The sequence below is a fragment of the Arthrobacter sp. 05T423 genome (assembly GCF_056396245.1).
The window spans coordinates 91,469-107,541 of sequence record NZ_JBFTLC010000003.1; the positions used below are offsets into that span (position 1 = coordinate 91,469).

Consider the following 16,073-nt stretch of genomic DNA (forward strand, 5'->3'; position numbering starts at 1 on the left):
AGCACGCGGAGGATTGCCTTTTTCGGCCCTCCCGGCACCGCCCGCTTCACCGCCGTCAACTTGCTTCTTCTGAGGAGAGATTTGAAATGAACAGCTTCACGGACAACTTCACGATCAATGGGATTACTTTGACCGCGCAGCCCATATGCCGGCAGGGCGAGGTTCTTACTCCGGATGCGCTGGCCTTCGTTGCCCAGCTGCACAAGGCGACCGCGGCCCGGCGGCAGGAACTTTTGCGGGCACGGCGGGCACGGCGGGACGACATCGCCCGGGGCCAGGACCCGCGTTTCCTGCGGGAGACCGAGTCCGTCCGCAACGATCCGCACTGGCGGGTAGCTCCGCCGGCACCGGGCCTTGAAGACCGGCGCGTGGAAATCACCGGACCGGTCGACAAGAAGATGACCATCAACGCCCTGAACTCCGGCGCCAAGGTGTGGCTGGCGGACATGGAAGACTCCTCCACGCCGTCGTGGCGGAACGTCATCCAGGGCCAGCTGAACCTCACCGACGCGCTCGAGCGCCGGATCGACTTCACCTCCCCCGAAGGCAAGGAATACAAGCTCAAGGCCGCCGAGGACCTGCCCACCATCGTGGTCCGCCCTCGCGGCTGGCACCTGCCCGAGAAGCACATGCTCATCAACGGCGAAGCGATCGCCGGCGGCATCGTGGACTTCGGCCTGTACTTCTTCCACAACGCCCGCCGCCTCCTGGCTCAGGGCAAAGGCCCGTACTTCTACCTGCCGAAAATCGAAAACCACCTCGAAGCCCGGCTCTGGAACGACATCTTCATCCTCGCCCAGGACCTGCTCGGCATCCCGCAGGGCACCATCCGCGCCACCATGCTGATCGAAACCATCACCGCCGCCTTCGAGATGGAAGAAATCCTCTACGAACTCCGCGACCACGCCGCAGGCCTGAACGCCGGCCGCTGGGACTACATCTTCTCCCTGATCAAGAACTTCCGCACCCGCGGACCGCGCTTCGTCCTGCCGGACCGCGGCCAGGTCACCATGACTGCCCCGTTCATGCGGGCCTACACCGAACAGTTGGTGCGCGCGTGCCACAAGCGCGGCGCCATGGCTATTGGGGGCATGGCCGCCGCTGTTCCCAACCGCAAGGATGAGGCCGCCAACGCCAACGCCTTCGAGAAGGTCCGCGCGGACAAGACCCGCGAGGCAGCCGACGGCTTCGATGGCTCCTGGGTGGCGCACCCGGACCTGGTACCCGTGTGCCGCGAGGTGTTCGACAACGTCCTCGGGGAGAAGCCCAACCAGCTGGACCGCCTGCGTGAGGACGTCACTCCCGACGACCGCGCCCTCATCAACGTCGCCGCCACACAGGGCACCATCACCGAACAGGGCATCCGGAACAACATCGAGGTGGGCATCCGCTACATCGAATCCTGGCTGCGCGGCAACGGCGCCGTTGCCATCCACAACCTGATGGAGGACGCCGCCACCGCGGAGATCTCCCGCTCCCAGCTGTGGCAGTGGATCTACTCCCGCGCCATCACCGACCACGGCGAGATCATCAGCCGGGAATGGGTGGAGGAGATGCTGGACGAGGAGTTCGCCCGGCTGGAGCGCTTCGACGGCGACCGCTTTACCGACGCCCGGGACATCTTCGAGGAGGTCACCCTGAGCGACAAGTTCCCCAGCTTCCTCACGGTTCCCGCCTACGCCCGGTACCTGCACGAAGCACGCGAGGGCATCGACGCCACGGCCGAGGCCATCGAGGACGAGCTCGTGGCCGCTTAGCCATCGCTGTCTAAGCAGGCCCAGATTTCCGTCCGCCGGGCCGCCATGCCCTTCGCAACAGGCACCCCCGAAGGCCGGGGAGGCGGCCCGGCAACGGAACCACCTTGAAGCGCGAACTGGCAGCTGATGACCCGAAAACACAGGTTTGAGGGCGTCAGCTGCCAGTTCGCGCTTTGAGGTTCAAGGAACGTACGACGGCGGGTCCCGGCCTAACGCTGCCGGGGCACCTTCCGCACGGACAGGGTCGTTGAAACAAAGAACGCCAACACGGAGCCGAGGATCACCAGCAGCGGCACGGACCAGTTGCCCGAGGTGCTGTGGACGTAGCCCACCACGGTCGGAGCCAGCGCCGCGACGCCGTAGCCCACACCCTGGACGATCGCCGACATCCGGCCCGCGGACGCCTGGTCCCGGGCGAGCTTGATGATCGCGATGAAGATGAGCGTGATGCCCCCGCCCTGCGCCACTCCCCCGAGCGAAGACCACAGCCACCACAGCTGGGGAACAAACAGCAGCCCCAGCGGAACGGTCAGCCACATGGCGCCCAAGGTGACCGCAACCGCCGTCGTACTGGCGAACCTGGCCACGAGCGGCACACCCAGGCCGCCAGCGATCGCCATGATCTGGAACAGGGAGGAACCTGCGCCCGCGGCTGCCGGCGCCATGCCGAGTTCATCGGCAAGCAGGGTGGGCAGCCAGGCGGTCACGCCGTAATAGGAGATGGCCTGCCCGGCGAAGCCGATTGTGAGGCCCACCGTGATCCATCGCGACGCCGGGCGGCCGGCGGCCGTTGGCCCGCCGGAGCCGTCATCCGCCGCGGGCAGGAAGGCCCGGCGCCCGGTCGCGAAGATCCAGAAGCCCACGGCCGCAATGGCGAACGCCGCCGAGGCGGCAATGGAAGCCCTCCAGCCGGCCCACCCTGCCAGCGGCGCCGTAACCACGGACGTAATGAACGAGCCGACGTTCAAGGCAGCCGTATAGATGCCCATGGCAGTCCCTTGGCGCCGCGGCGAAAAGTCCCGGCGGATGATCAGCGGCACCGCGATGTTGCCCACGGTGATGGCCAGGCCGAGGATGACCGTACCCGCCATCACCATCGCCCCGCCGCCGGCCGAGCGGACCGCCACGCCAGCCAGGACGCCCGCCAGCGTGAGCGTGATGGCCATTTCTGCGCCAAGCCGGCGCCCGGCGAGTGAGGCAAGCGGCGCCGCAAGGGAGAAGCACAGTACCGGGATGCCGGTCAGCAGGCCCAGCTCAACAGGCGAGAACCCCAGCTCGTCCTGCATCGGGCCCAGGACCGGGGCCACCGCCACGAAGGGGCCCCGCATGTTGAGGGCAATAAGTCCGATGCACGCGAGCAGGATCCAGCTGCGGGGAACCTTCGTTCCGATCGTGTCCCTCATGGGGCGCGGACGTCGGGGTGCTGGAAGCGGGCAAGGGGTTTCATCACCCTCATTGCTATCATGCGGCGCCCCTGACGGCGGAAAAGTCAGCGGGAGCCCGGGAGCCCCCACGGATCGGTTCGCGCTCAGTGGGTGTTCAGGAACCAGTCGCGCGGGGCGTTGCTGACGCCCGGAGCCTCGCGGAACCGGCCAGGCTGCGCCACCCAGCCCACGCCGTTGGCGATCACCTGCCGGATCTGCAGCTGGTGGTACACGGGGTACTCCTGGTCGCCCGGGCTGAAATAAAAGATCCGGCCCTTTCCGCGTGTGAACGTCACGCCCGAGCGGAATACCTCGCCGCCTTCGAAGGAGCTGATGAAGATGAGGTCGTCGGGCTCGGGAATGTCGAACAGCTCGCCGTACATCTCCTGCTTCGGGATCACGATGGGGCTTTCCACCCCGGCGGCGATCGGATGCGAGGGCTTCACGGTCCACACGAGTTCCCGCTCGCCCTCGTTGCGCCATTTCAGTGAGCACGTGGTGCCGAGCAGCCTGGTGAAGATCCTGGCGAAGTGCCCGGAGTGCAGGACGACCAGGCCCATGCCGCCCAGGACATGCCGCTGGACCCGTTCCACCACCTCGTCGCTGACGTCACCGTGGGCAACGTGCCCCCACCACAGAAGTACATCGGTGGCGGCGAGGGTCTCCTCGGAGAGCCCGTGCTCCGGATCGGCCAGCGTGGCCGTGGTGATGCTTGAATCCGGGTAGAAGCCCTTCAGTCCGTCGGCGACGGCGCCATGAATGCCGTTGGGGTACATCTCAGCCATGGTTTCGGGCTGGTTGTTCGCCTCATGGACGCCTTCGTTCCAGACCAGGATGTTGAGTTTTTCGGTCATGTCAGAGCCTCACTTCACGCTGTTCGAGGGCGGATTTGTAGCAGGCGTCGAGCACCAGGGCACGGGTCAGGGCGAGTGAGCCGTCGTGGGCTCCCCAGGCGGTCTCGCCGCCGCGGACGGCGTCCACGAAGTCCTCCACCACAGCTTGGTGCGCCCGGCCCGGCTCCGCCACCACCACATAGTCGGCGTTCTCGCCGTCCTTTTCCTTGAAGATCCGGACATCTGCGACTGGCACGTTGGAGGCTCCGACGGCGCGGAGTTCCGCGCCGCCGTCGGTGCCGTAGACGGTGAAGTCCATCAGGTCATCCTCGTCCCGGTAGGCTGCCCAGCCGGCTTCGAGGATCAGCGTGCCGCCGCCTTCCAGCCTGATGAACGCCGAGGCGAAGTCCTCCACCTCAAACTTGTGGGAGGACTTCATGGCGGTGTAGCGGGCGTTGCCGCCCAGACCGCGGGGGCCCAGCTCCGAATGCGTCGACGCCGAGACGGAGATGACCTTGGGTTCGCCCAGCAGGTGCAGGGCATAGTCCAGGACGTGGACGCCGATATCGGCCAGCGGGCCGCCGCCTGCCAGCGCCGGGTTCGTGAACCAGCTGCCCAGCATGGGGATCCCCTGACGCCGGAGCCACGAAGCCTTGGCATAGTACGGCCGGCCGAGTTCGCCGTCGTCGATGATGCCTTTCAGCTTTTGGATGTCGCCGCGGCGGCGGTGGTTGAAGGCCACGTCCAGGACGCGGCCGGCTTTCCGCGCCGCCTCCACCATCCGGAGGCCTTCCTCGCCGTTGCGTGCCAGCGGCTTCTCGCTCAGGACGTGCAGCCCCCGTTCCAGGGCGGCCACGGCGATCGGGGCATGCAGGAAGGTGGGCACTGCCACACTGACGGCGTCGAGCCCGTCGAGCTCGATCAGGTCCTCCCAGCGCGCAAACGTGTTTGGGACGCTGTACTCGTCCTTAATGCTCTTAAGCAGGTCCTCTTCCATCGCGGCGACCGCAACCAGTTCCACGCCGTCGATGTTCTTGTAGGCCTCGATGTGCTGCTGGCCGGCCCAGCCGATCCCAACGACGCCAACCCTCAGGGGTGCGTGCTTGTGCGTACTCAATTCAAGACTCCGTTTCGCTTGGATGTGAAAGTTGGTCTTCTTGCAGCGGCCCCAGCGCKGCTAGCCAGTAAGCGCGCCTAGCCCGTGGCCTGCAGCGTGGCTTCTATGACCGTCGGTGACAGGACATGCTGGGTGACCATCTGGCTCGCGCCCAGCACGGCCGCCTGGCCGCCCGCCATGGACAGGCCGATGCGAAGATGCGTTGTGGCAAGCGGCAGCGACCTTCGGTAGACCACTTCGCGCACCCCCGCCATGAGGTGCTCGCCCGCCTGGCCAAGGCTTCCGCCCACCACAATGACCGAGGGATTCAGGAGGTTCACCACCGTGGCGAGCACGTCGCCCACGTCCCTGCCGGCCTGGCGCAGGGCGTGAATCGCCTGCAGGTTGCCCCCGGCCACCAGGCCGAGGACGTCGGCCCCGCTCTCTGCCTCCACGCCCTGCGCCGCCAGTGCCCGCGCCACGGCAGGGCCGGACGCCAGCGCCTCGAGGCAACCGTAGTTCCCGCACCGGCACAGGACGTCATCGCCTCTGGGCACGCGGACGTGGCCAAGGTCGCCGGCGGTGCCATTGGCGCCGCGCTGCAATTCACCGTTGCTGATGATGCCGGCCCCGATGCCGGTGGCCACCTTGATAAACAGGAAGTTGTCGTGCTCCGGCCAGTGCGCTGTGCGTTCGCCCAGGGCCATGATGTTCACGTCGTTGTCCACCAGCACCGGGACCGGGAACGAACGCTGGACGTAGCTGACCACGTCGAACCCGTCCCAGCCGGGCATGATGGGCGGCTTCACCGGCCTGCCGGTGGCGTGCTCCACGGGCCCCGGCAGGCCGATCCCGACGCCGGCAAGATCCTCCATGGTCCGCCCCGTCTCCGCCAGCAGTGACGTTGCCTCGGTCACGATCCGGCCCAGCACTGCCTCCGGCCCCTCGGCCACGTCCTGCGCCAGCCGCCGCTCGCTGAGGATGTTTCCACCCAGGTCCGTGACCGCGATGATCACGTGGGTGGCACCGACGTCGACAGCCAGCACTGCGCGGGCGGCCGGCTTGAAGGCAAAGCGCGACGGCGGCCTGCCGCCGCTCGATGTCGCCTCCCCTGCGGGGCCCACCAGTCCGGAGGCAATTAGCGCGTCAATGCGGGAAGCAACCGTGGACCGTGCGAGTCCCGTGGTCAGCGCCAGCTCGGCCCGGGTCCGCGCCCTGCCGTCGCGGAGCAGCTGAAACAGATCGCCGGCGCGGGACAGGCTGCCCGTGCCGTCGGCGGCAACCGGTTCCGCAGTCTGGCCATTTCCCGTTCGTGGACTCATGGATTCAGTGATAGCACGAATGCTTCTGAGTGTCACAGGACACAAAGAATGTCGATAACTTTCTGACTTTTGCTTGACGGTCGTCAAAAGTGGTTCTAGGTTGAGCTGTGAGCCGCATCACCGAATGGCGCTGCGGCGGGCAAAGCTTTTCCGGCGATTACAAAGAGGTAATGACCTTGTCGAGCCAGTACCAAACAGCGGCGCCTCTCGGCGTCGGCATCCTGGGCGCGGGGCCTGTCACGCAGGCAATCCATCTTCCGTCCCTGGCCAGACTCACCGACATTCTGGAGGTGCGCCACATCATGGACGTGGATCCGGCCGTGGCCGAATCCGTCGCAGGCAGGGTCGGCGCACGCTTCAGCACCAGCATGGAGGAACTGCTGGCCGATCCCGGCGTGGACATTGTCGCGATCTGCAGCCCGCACCAGTTCCATGCCGCCCAGGTCATCGCCTGCTGCCGGGCCGGCAAGAAAGCGGTGCTCTGTGAGAAGCCCTTCGCGATGACCGGGGAGGAAGCTGCCGGCATCTCCGCCGTCTCGGCCGAAACCGGCGTCCCCATCATTGTGGGCGCGATGCACACCTTCGACCCGGGCTGGCTCGCAGCCGAGGCGGCCTGGGGGGACCTGCCCGAGCAGGTCCACACCATCCGCTCCTCCATCGTCCTGCCGCCCAACCCGCGCTTTGAGGACTTCGCCACAGAGATCGTAGGCCGGGTTCCCATGCCGGAGCAGGACGCCACCGACCCCGAGGTCATCAAGGCCATGCTCCGGGGCGGCGTGATGGGCCTGGCCATCCATGACCTGCCGCTGGTCCGCCGTTTCACCCCCGACTTTGCCTCCGTGGAAGTCCTCCACGCCGAAATCGCCCTCCCCTTCGGCTACGTCATTTCGCTGCGCGCCGGTGCCGTATCCATCGAGCTGCGCGCCGCGATGAACGCCACCTGGGAACCGGCATGGGTGTTCGAAGCCATCGGCGACGACGCTGCACTGAAGATCGACTTCACCCCCTCCTATGTCCACGCAGGCTCCGCCACCGCCCAGCTCCGGACGGCGGGGCAGACCCTGCTCCTGGGCCCCTACGGCCACAACGGCTACGAAGGGGAATGGCGCAAGCTGGCCGAACTGGCCAACGGCACCGGCAAGCCGCCGTCGGCCGAAACGCTCATACATGACCTTGAGTTTGCCCTGTCCATCGCCGACGCCGCCGTCGGCCTCGTGGGCGCCCGCACCGCCAGCCCCACCGGCGCAATCGCAACCGAGGAGGTCAGCGCATGAGCGCACAGCTGTCCCTGTACGCGGACCCGCAGGCCGAGGCGGCGGGAGCCGTGGCCGCCGCCGCCGCCTCCCTCCCCCTTTCCTTCGCTCCGGCAGCAGGCACTTCCGCGGCCCAGGGCCATGTTCCCGATGTCATCGCCGTCGCCGGCCACGCAGGCTGGACGCAGCGCGCAGCCGAAGCGATCCGCAGCGGCGCCCGCGGCGTCGTAGTCTCCTCGCCGGTGCCCGAGGATGTGGACCTGCTGGCCGCAGCCGCCGCAGATGCAGGGTCGGCAGTGGTCCTGGACCAGCGCTGGGCCGGAAATGCCGCCATTGCCGGGTCCAGCGACAGCGTCCACAGTGTTCTAGCCGGAGCGGTCGGCGACGCCATGCTGCTGGACTCGGTTGCCGTGGCACCGCCCGGCACCGAGCCCCTGCAGCTGCTGACGGAACAGTTCGCCGTGGTTGTGCAGTGCGGCATTGAGCTGCGAGACCTGCGGATGATCCAGCGCAGCCCCAACGGCTACACCGTGGCCGCTGTCCTTCCCAACGGTGCACCCGCGGCGCTGCAGGGCATCATGAGCTCGGCGTTGCCGGCCACCGCCAGCGTCTCCATCCTGACCTCCGCCGGGAGCGCCGTCGTCGTCCTCCCGGACCCCGCGGCGGCATGGCCGGCCGAAGTCCGCGCCGTCACTGCAGGGGGAGCGACGACGCTTCCCACCCTTTACGAATCGGCTCACCGGACCAGCTGGGCCAGGGCCCACTCGCACATCACGTCCGGTAACCCGGCCAACGATCTGGCGCAGTTCACGGCGGCCATGTCTCTCCTCAGCCAGCTCACCGACTAGACAGTTTCTTCCTCAGCATTTCCAGCGTTACCAATCCACTCATCGTCGAGAAGGGAACGGGCACTCAGCAGCCCGTTCCTGAAAGGAAACACCGTGTCTGCTAAACCCTCCATGGCATCCTCCGCCTTTTCCCGCCGGGGATTCCTCGGCTTCGCCGCCGCCGCTGCGTCCGCTCCCCTTCTGGCCGCATGCGGCGGCGGCTCGGCAACCCAAAGTGGCGGTGGAGCCGGCGGGACGGTCAAGTTCTGGGACATGCCGTGGGCAACCCCCGCCTACAACGACGCCGCCAAGAAGATCACCGAAGGATTCTCCGGAGCCAGCAGCAAGGCTTCATATCAGCTGATTCAGTGGAACAACTTCTACCAGACGTTCTCCTCGGCTGTGGCGTCCAAGACCGGTCCCGCGGTGTCCACCGGCGGCGGCTTCCAGGCCTTCCAGTTCGAGCAGCAGGGGCAGATCGCGTACGCGGACAAGGTGGTCGATGAGCTGAAGAAGAACGGCCAGTTCGACGACTTCCTGCCGGGCGTCCTGGAGCCGTTCAAGACGGGCAAGGGCTACGTGGCTGTTCCGTGGCAGCTGGACATCCGGCCGCTCTGGTACCGCAAGTCCCTGTTCGAAAAGGCAGGGGTGGATGTGCCCAAGGACTGGGCCTCGCTCCTCGAGGCCGGCAAGGCGATGAAGAACATTGGCGCCGCGGGCTTTGCCACTGGCTCCGGCGCGGGCAACAACATCGGCAACCACCTGATGATCATGATGATGCTCAACAACGGCGGAGGCGTCTTCACCAAGGACGGCCAGCTGGACGTCATGAACGACCGCAACGTCGAGGCCATTGAGTTCCTGCTGGAACTGGTCTCCAACGGCGTCATCGATCCCGCTGCCGTCAGCTACACCACGGACAACCTCAACGCCCAGTGGAAGGACAAGAAGGCCGCGTTCGGCATGCTGACCCTGGGTGTTCCGGAGCGCGTGGGTGACACCTCCGGGGACCTCGTGGTTGCCAGCCCCATGGCCGGACCGCACGGTGACAAGGCCGCGCTGATCTTCCCGAACAACATCATGATGTACACCAACACCCCCTCGCAGGAGGCCTCCGAGGCGTTCCTGGTGTACTACCTGGGACAGATCAAGGAACTGTGGCGGCAGAAGCTGATGAACGCCCTTCCTGTATTCAAGTCCATCACGGAGCTGCCCGAGTTCAAGCAGGACCCCAACAACGTCAAGATCGTCAAGGAATACCAGCCCATCGGGAAGACCTTCGCTGCCCAGGGCAACACACTCAGCGCCGATCTGGCGGTCCTTGACGGCGGCCAGGCCCTGAACCAGTTCACGCAGACCATCCTCACCGGCAAGACCGATGCCAAGACTGCCCTGCAGGCCTTCGAGTCAGGCCTCAAGTCAGTCCTGAAGAAGTAGGCCTTCCGCCATGTCTTCCACTACGACGCAGTCCGGGCTGTCCCGGGCCCGCAAGGGGCTCGCGCCCGGCGGGTCCGGGGGCGGGCCCCGGACCACGGGTGCCAACCGCAAGAGCAAACTCTCGGCGCAGACCACCAGGACGTTCTTCTGGCTCCTGATCCCCTCCGTGGTCCTGCTGGTCCTGATCCACGGCTACCCGCTCGTCTACGCCGGCGTGCAGGCCACCCACGACGGCAACCTCATCCAGACCGGCAACTTCGTCGGCGTCGAGAACTTCACCACCGTCCTGTCCTCCCCCGCGTTCTGGAAAGCCGCGCAGTTCACCCTGTGGTTTACCATCGTCGGCGTCTTCGGCTCCTGGCTCGTAGGCCTGGGCCTTGCCCTGCTGCTGCGCACCAAAATCCCCGCCGGCGGCACCTTCAAGGTCCTGCTGCTCCTGCCCTGGGTGGTCCCCATCGTGGTCTCCTCCACTGCTTGGAACTGGCTGGTCGCCACTCCGGACAGCCTCATCCCCTCCATCTTCCGCAACCTCGGCCTGGGCACCCCGCTCTTCCTCGCCGACCCCCATCTCGCCGCCGTCATGGTCATGATCTTCAAGGTCTGGGTGTCCTTCCCTTTCATGATGATGATGATCTCCGCCGCCCTGGCCTCCGTGGACGGCACCGTCTATGAAGCGGCCAGCATGGACGGCGCCACCCACTTCCAGCAGTTCACCCAGATCACCCTGCCGCTGATCGCCCGCTCCACCTACATCTCCTGGATCCTGATGACGATCTTCTGCGTCAACGACTTCCCCACCATCTACCTCCTCACCGGCGGCGGGCCCGTGGACGCCACCACCTCCCTGGTGGTCCTGGCCTACCGCACCGTCTTCCAGGACTTCGCCACCGGCCCCGGCGTCGCCATCGCCTTCCTCATGACCCTCACCCTCGTGGTCGTCTCCGTTCTCCTTTACCGCCAGATCCGAAAGTCGAGCGTCGAATAATGAGCGCAGTCCTCCACGCCCACCCCGAAACCGGCCCCGCCCTCGGCATCACCGGGCCCGCCAAAAACAAGCGCGTCCTCTCCGAGGCCGGCATGCGCGGCCGGTGGTGGCGCTTCGCGTTGATCCTGGCCATCACCGCGATCGTCCTGGTGCCCATCATGGTCACCGTGCTCCTGGCCTTCACCCCCGGACCCAACAGCACCGCCACGGGCCTGACCTTCGAGAACATTGGCAACGTGTTCTCCAAGACCCTCGCCGCGACCTGGCTGCAGAACAGCCTGATCACCACTATCTCCACCTTGGTGGTGTCCGTAGTGGTCGCCGCCCCTGCCGGCTATGTCCTCTCCCGCGGCCGCTCCAAAGCCGTCTCCGGGTACTCCCTGCTGCTGTTCGTCATGCAGTCCCTGCCCATCATCACCTCCGTGGTGCCGCTGTTCATCCTGTTCGCCACCATGGGACTCGTGGACAACCTCATGGGCCTGATCATCATCTACGTCGGCTCCACCATGACCGTGGCTACCTGGATGATGGCCGCCTACTTCGACTCCATCCCGATCAGCATCGAGGAAGCGTCCTGGATCGACGGTTGCTCCGTCTTCGGCTCCTTCACCAAAGTCGTTTTGCGGAACAGCCTGCCCGGCATCCTCTCCACCGCGATCTTCGCCTTTTTGCTCGCCTGGAACGACTACCTCGTCGCCATCGTCTTCCTCCGCTCCAACGAAATCTTCACCCTCCCCATGGGCGTGCAGTCCTTCTTCCAGCAAAACAACACCGACTGGTCCGGCGTCATGGCCCTCGCCGTCATCATGATGCTCCCGCCCATCATCGTCTTCGCCACCCTGAACAAATACTTCAGCGTCGGCGGCATCGGCGGATCCCTCGCCGGCCGCTAGCCGTCCTGAACCGCAAACCCTTTTTCGAGAACAAACCAACTCCCGCAAAGGAACGACATGTCTTACTCACTCCAGCTGTACACCCTGCGCAACGCGATCCAGGAGGACCTGCCCGGCACCATCAAGAAGGTGGCAGAGATCGGTTTCACGCAGGTTGAGCCCTACAACTTCGTGGCCACGGCCAAGGAGCTCGGCGCCGCGCTGAAGGAGAACGGCCTGACCGCCCCGTCCGGCCACGCGCCGCTGCTGAGCCAGGACCAGGACGAAATCTTCGCCGCCGCCAAGGAGCTCGGCATCACCACCGTCATTGACCCGTACCTTCCGGCCGAGCATTGGCAGGACGCGGAGACCATCCAGGCCACCGCGGCCAAGCTCAACGCCGCGGCGAAGAAGGGCGCCGAATACGGCATCCGTGTGGGCTACCACAACCACGCCTGGGAGCTGGAGTCCAGCATCGAGGGCCAGACCGCGCTGGAGTACTTCGAAGGGCTGCTGGACCCCGAGCTGGTCCTGGAAGTGGACACCTACTGGGTTGCGGTCGGCGGCCAGGACCCTGTGGAGATCCTGACCAAACTGGGTGACCGGGTGAAGTTCATCCACATCAAGGACGGCCCCCTGAACACTGACACCAAAGCGCAGCAGCCGGCCGGCCAGGGCAAGATCCCGGTCTGGGACGTTATCGGCGCGGCAAAGTCTTTGGAAGTCGGCGTCGTGGAATTCGATGACTACTCCGGGGACATCTTCGACGGCATCACCCAGTCGCTTGCCTTCCTGAACTCCGCGAAGGCCACCGAAGGAGCACAGGCATGAGCAACTCCAGCCCGTCTTCCCGCCGCGGACCGGTCGGCGTCGGCGTCATCGGCGCGGGAAACATCAGCAAGCAGTATCTGGACAACCTGACCGTTTTCCCGGACCTGAAGGTCCTCGTCGTCGCCGACCTCTTCGAGGAAGCGGCCGAGGCGCGGGCGAAGGAATACGGCATCCCGGAGTGGGGCGGTGTTGACGCGGCACTGAACCATCCCGACGTCGAAATCATCGTTAACCTGACCATCCCGGCCGCGCACGTGGAGGTCGCGACGGCGGCGGTGAACGCCGGCAAGCACGTCTGGACCGAGAAGCCGTTCTCGCTGGACCGCGAATCGGGTCTCGGGCTGCTGAAGACGGCCGACGCCGCGGGCATCCGCCTCGGCACGGCGCCGGACACGTTCCTCGGCGCCGGGCTGCAGACCGCGCGCCGGCTCATCGAGCGCGGGGACATCGGCACGCCGCTCACCGCCATGACCACGTTCCAGACCCCCGGACCGGAGTCCTGGCACCCGAACCCGGCATTCCTCTTCCAGTACGGCGCCGGGCCGCTGTTCGATATGGGCCCGTACTACCTCACCGCGCTGGTCCAGACGTTCGGCTCCATCCGCAAGGTGGCCGCCGTCGGATCCAAGGCCAAGGAAGTCCGCGTCATCGGCTCCGGGCCCAAGGCCGGCGAGGAATTCACCGTGGACGTCCCCACGCACGTCTCCGCGATGGCCCAGTTCGAGGGCGGCCAGTCCTCGCACAGCGTCTTCTCGTTCGAATCGCCGCGCCAGCGGATGGGATTCGTGGAGATCACCGGCACCGAAGCCACCATCTCACTCCCGGACCCCAATTATTTCGACGGCGACATCAGGCTCTGGCGCGCCGGCGACGAGGACTGGACCACCGTTCCGGCGACCGGCCCGGCCAACGGCCGCGGCATGGGCGTGCTGGACATGGCCCGTTCCATCCGCGCCGGCGTTCCGCACCGTGCCACCGGCAACCTCGCCTACCACGTCCTGGACACCATGGTCTCGATCTCCGAGTCCGTGGAATCCGGTACATTCGTCGACGTCGAAAGCTCCGCCCCAGCGTCCGCAGCCCTCCCCGAGGACTGGAACCCCACCGCCCCCACCCTCTAGGAATACTAATGACTTCCCACGAATCCCCCGGCACACCGCCGGGTGCCAACCGCCCTTTGGGTGTGGCAATGATCGGTTACGCGTTTATGGGCAAGGCCCATTCGAACGCGTGGCGGAACGTCGCGTCCTACTTCGATGTCCCGGCCTTCGAGCAGAAAGTGCTCGTGGGCCGGGACGCCGGGCAGGTCGACGCGGCCGCAGCCAAGTATGGCTGGGCCGAGTCCGCCACGGACTGGCGTTCCGTCCTGGAACGGGACGACATCGACATCGTCGATATCTGCGCCCCGGGCTGGATGCACGCCGAGATCGCCATCGCCGCCCTCGAAGCCGGGAAGCACGTGCTCGTGGAGAAGCCACTGGCCAACACCCTCGCCGAGGCCGAGGCCATGACCGCCGCGGCGCAGGCGGCCCGGGCCAGGGGCGTGCAGTCGATGGTGGGGTTCAACTACCGCCGCGTGCCTGCCCTGGCCCTGGCCCGGGAACTGATCACGGAGGGCCGGCTCGGCACCGTCCGGCACGTCCGCGCGGCCTACCTGCAGGACTGGCTCGCCGACGCGGAGTCGCCGATGACCTGGCGGCTGAACAAGGAAACCGCCGGGTCCGGGGCCCTCGGTGACATCGCCTCCCATGCGATCGACCAGGTGCTGTTCCTCCTCGGCGACGCCGTCACCGAGGTCTCCGGCCGGCTGCATACTTTCACGCGGCAGCGTCCCGGCCGCCACGGTCTGGAAGATGTGACGGTCGACGACGCCGCCTGGGCCACGCTGTCCCTCGCCTCCGGGACCATCGCCTCAGTCGAGGTCTCCCGGGTGGCCACCGGTCAGAAGAACTCCCTGAAACTGGAGATTTACGGTGAGAAGGGCACCATCCTCTTTGACCTGGAGGACCTGAACGAGCTCGGTTTCCTGGACGCCACGGTTCCCGTGCGGGAGCAGGGCTTCCGGAGGATCCTGGTCAACGAACCCGTTCACCCCTACATGGGCGCGTGGTGGCCACAGGGCCACGTGATCGGCTGGGAACACACCTTCACCCATCAGATCCGCGACTTCCTGGCCGCCATCGACGCCGGGACCCCGCCGTCGCCGTCGTTCGAGGACGGGCTCGCCGTCCAGCGCGTCCTGGCCGCCGTCGAGGAGTCCGCCGCGGCGAAAAGCGCCACCATCCAGCTCGTCCAGCCTACCGGCGCCGCAGCCGCCACCCCGACCACCGACACCTCCACTGAAGGAGCCTGACCATGCCCCGCCCGTACACCCTGTTCACCGGCCAGTGGGCCGACCTCCCGTTCGAGGAAGTCGCGCGCCTCGCCTCCGGCTGGGGCTACGACGGCCTGGAAATCGCCGTCTCCGGCGACCACCTGGACGCCTGGCGCTGGGATGAACCCGGCTACGTCGAGTCCAAACTCGCCGTGCTCGAGAAGTACAACCTCAAAGTCTGGGCGATCTCCAACCACCTCAAAGGCCAGGCCGTCTGCGATGACCCGATCGACTTCCGCCACGAAGCGATCGTCGGGACCAAGGTCTGGGGCGACGGCGACCCCGAAGGCGTCCGCACCCGCGCCGCCGAGGAGATGAAACACACCGCCCGGCTCGCCAAGGCCCTGGGCGTGGACACCGTCGTCGGGTTCACCGGCTCCTCGATCTGGCAGTACGTCGCGATGTTCCCGCCCGTCCCGGAGAAGGTCATCGACGCCGGCTACCAGGACTTCGCGGACCGCTGGAACCCCATCCTGGACGTCTTCGACGAAAACGGCGTCCGCTTCGCCCACGAAGTCCACCCCAGTGAGATCGCCTACGACTACTGGACCACCGTCCGCACCCTCGAAGCGATCGGCCACCGCGAAGCGTTCGGCCTGAACTGGGACCCCTCCCACTTCATGTGGCAGGGCATCGACCCCGTCTCCTTCATCTGGGACTTCAAGGACCGGATCTACCACGTGGACTGCAAAGACACCAAGCTCCGCCCCACCGGCCGGAACACCGTCCTGGGCTCCCACCTGCCCTGGGGCGACCCCCGCCGCGGCTGGGACTTCGTCTCCGCCGGCCGCGGCGACGTCCCCTGGGAATCCTCCTTCCGCGCCCTCACCGCCATCGGCTACACCGGCCCCATCTCCATCGAATGGGAAGACGCCGGCATGGACCGCCTCCACGGCGCCCCCGAAGCCCTCGCAGCGCTGAAGAAATTCGACTTCCCGGCATCCCAAACCAGCTTCGACGCCGCCTTCAGCACTAAGGACTGACCCGGCACGGACCCGCGGACCCGCTTCCGAATCCACCCCTCCACCGCCCCACTTCCACGGACCACCAAAGGAATTGCAC

At 66.6% G+C, this 16,073-nt stretch carries 14 protein-coding genes; 10 read left to right on the forward strand and 4 right to left on the reverse strand.

The window, feature by feature from the left end; translation table 11 throughout:
- Nucleotides 1-86 precede the first annotated feature (86 nt).
- On the forward strand, nt 87-1,757 hold the full coding sequence (gene aceB, locus AC1DFE_RS04250; protein ID WP_476904663.1) for a malate synthase A: 1,671 nt from the start codon (nt 87-89) through the stop codon (nt 1,755-1,757).
- A 209-nt stretch (nt 1,758-1,966) separates the two neighbouring features.
- On the opposite strand, the gene AC1DFE_RS04255 is transcribed toward aceB, so the two are convergent.
- The 4 genes from AC1DFE_RS04255 to AC1DFE_RS04270 form a co-directional block, all read right to left on the reverse strand.
- Nucleotides 1,967-3,160 carry an MFS transporter gene (locus AC1DFE_RS04255; RefSeq protein WP_476904664.1) on the reverse strand — a complete coding sequence of 398 codons (1,194 nt, stop codon included), beginning with the start codon at nt 3,158-3,160 and terminating at the stop codon, nt 1,967-1,969.
- Nucleotides 3,161-3,285: 125 nt separating this feature from the next.
- On the reverse strand, nt 3,286-4,035 hold the full coding sequence (locus AC1DFE_RS04260) for a ThuA domain-containing protein (RefSeq protein WP_476904665.1): 750 nt from the start codon (nt 4,033-4,035) through the stop codon (nt 3,286-3,288).
- Nucleotide 4,036: 1 nt separating this feature from the next.
- Nucleotides 4,037-5,131 carry a Gfo/Idh/MocA family protein gene (locus AC1DFE_RS04265; RefSeq protein WP_476904666.1) on the reverse strand — a complete coding sequence of 365 codons (1,095 nt, stop codon included), beginning with the start codon at nt 5,129-5,131 and terminating at the stop codon, nt 4,037-4,039.
- A 77-nt stretch (nt 5,132-5,208) separates the two neighbouring features.
- Nucleotides 5,209-6,432 carry an ROK family transcriptional regulator gene (locus AC1DFE_RS04270; protein WP_476904667.1) on the reverse strand — a complete coding sequence of 408 codons (1,224 nt, stop codon included), beginning with the start codon at nt 6,430-6,432 and terminating at the stop codon, nt 5,209-5,211.
- 170 nt (nt 6,433-6,602) lie between these two features.
- On the opposite strand from AC1DFE_RS04270, the gene AC1DFE_RS04275 reads away from it, so the two are divergent.
- The 9 genes from AC1DFE_RS04275 (at nt 6,603) to AC1DFE_RS04315 (ending at nt 15,994) form a co-directional block, all read left to right on the forward strand.
- The gene (locus AC1DFE_RS04275) at nt 6,603-7,706 is read left to right on the forward strand and encodes a Gfo/Idh/MocA family protein (RefSeq protein ID WP_476904767.1); all 1,104 of its coding nucleotides are present in this window, start codon (nt 6,603-6,605) and stop codon (nt 7,704-7,706) included.
- Nucleotides 7,703-8,533 (forward strand): hypothetical protein, encoded by an 831-nt coding sequence (locus AC1DFE_RS04280; RefSeq protein WP_476904668.1) that lies wholly within the window; start codon nt 7,703-7,705, stop codon nt 8,531-8,533. Before AC1DFE_RS04275 ends, AC1DFE_RS04280 begins: the two co-directional genes overlap by 4 nt.
- A 111-nt stretch (nt 8,534-8,644) precedes the next feature.
- A complete protein-coding gene (locus tag AC1DFE_RS04285) occupies nt 8,645-9,949 on the forward strand; it encodes an ABC transporter substrate-binding protein (RefSeq protein ID WP_476904768.1) in 1,305 nt (434 codons plus the stop codon).
- 10 nt (nt 9,950-9,959) lie between these two features.
- On the forward strand, nt 9,960-10,934 hold the full coding sequence (locus AC1DFE_RS04290) for a carbohydrate ABC transporter permease (RefSeq protein WP_476904669.1): 975 nt from the start codon (nt 9,960-9,962) through the stop codon (nt 10,932-10,934).
- Entirely contained in the window at nt 10,934-11,827 is an 894-nt protein-coding gene (locus AC1DFE_RS04295) for a carbohydrate ABC transporter permease (protein WP_476904670.1), read from the forward strand. The genes AC1DFE_RS04290 and AC1DFE_RS04295 overlap by 1 nt, the downstream gene beginning before the upstream one ends.
- Before the next feature lie 57 nt (nt 11,828-11,884).
- On the forward strand, nt 11,885-12,637 hold the full coding sequence (locus tag AC1DFE_RS04300; RefSeq protein ID WP_476904671.1) for a sugar phosphate isomerase/epimerase family protein: 753 nt from the start codon (nt 11,885-11,887) through the stop codon (nt 12,635-12,637).
- Entirely contained in the window at nt 12,634-13,758 is a 1,125-nt protein-coding gene (locus AC1DFE_RS04305; RefSeq protein WP_476904672.1) for a Gfo/Idh/MocA family protein, read from the forward strand. The genes AC1DFE_RS04300 and AC1DFE_RS04305 overlap by 4 nt, the downstream gene beginning before the upstream one ends.
- A gap of 8 nt (nt 13,759-13,766) precedes the next feature.
- A complete protein-coding gene (locus AC1DFE_RS04310) occupies nt 13,767-14,990 on the forward strand; it encodes a Gfo/Idh/MocA family protein (RefSeq protein WP_476904673.1) in 1,224 nt (407 codons plus the stop codon).
- A gap of 2 nt (nt 14,991-14,992) precedes the next feature.
- Nucleotides 14,993-15,994: a sugar phosphate isomerase/epimerase family protein gene (locus AC1DFE_RS04315; protein WP_476904674.1), complete on the forward strand. Its 1,002-nt coding sequence runs from the start codon at nt 14,993-14,995 to the stop codon at nt 15,992-15,994.
- Nucleotides 15,995-16,073 lie beyond the last annotated feature (79 nt).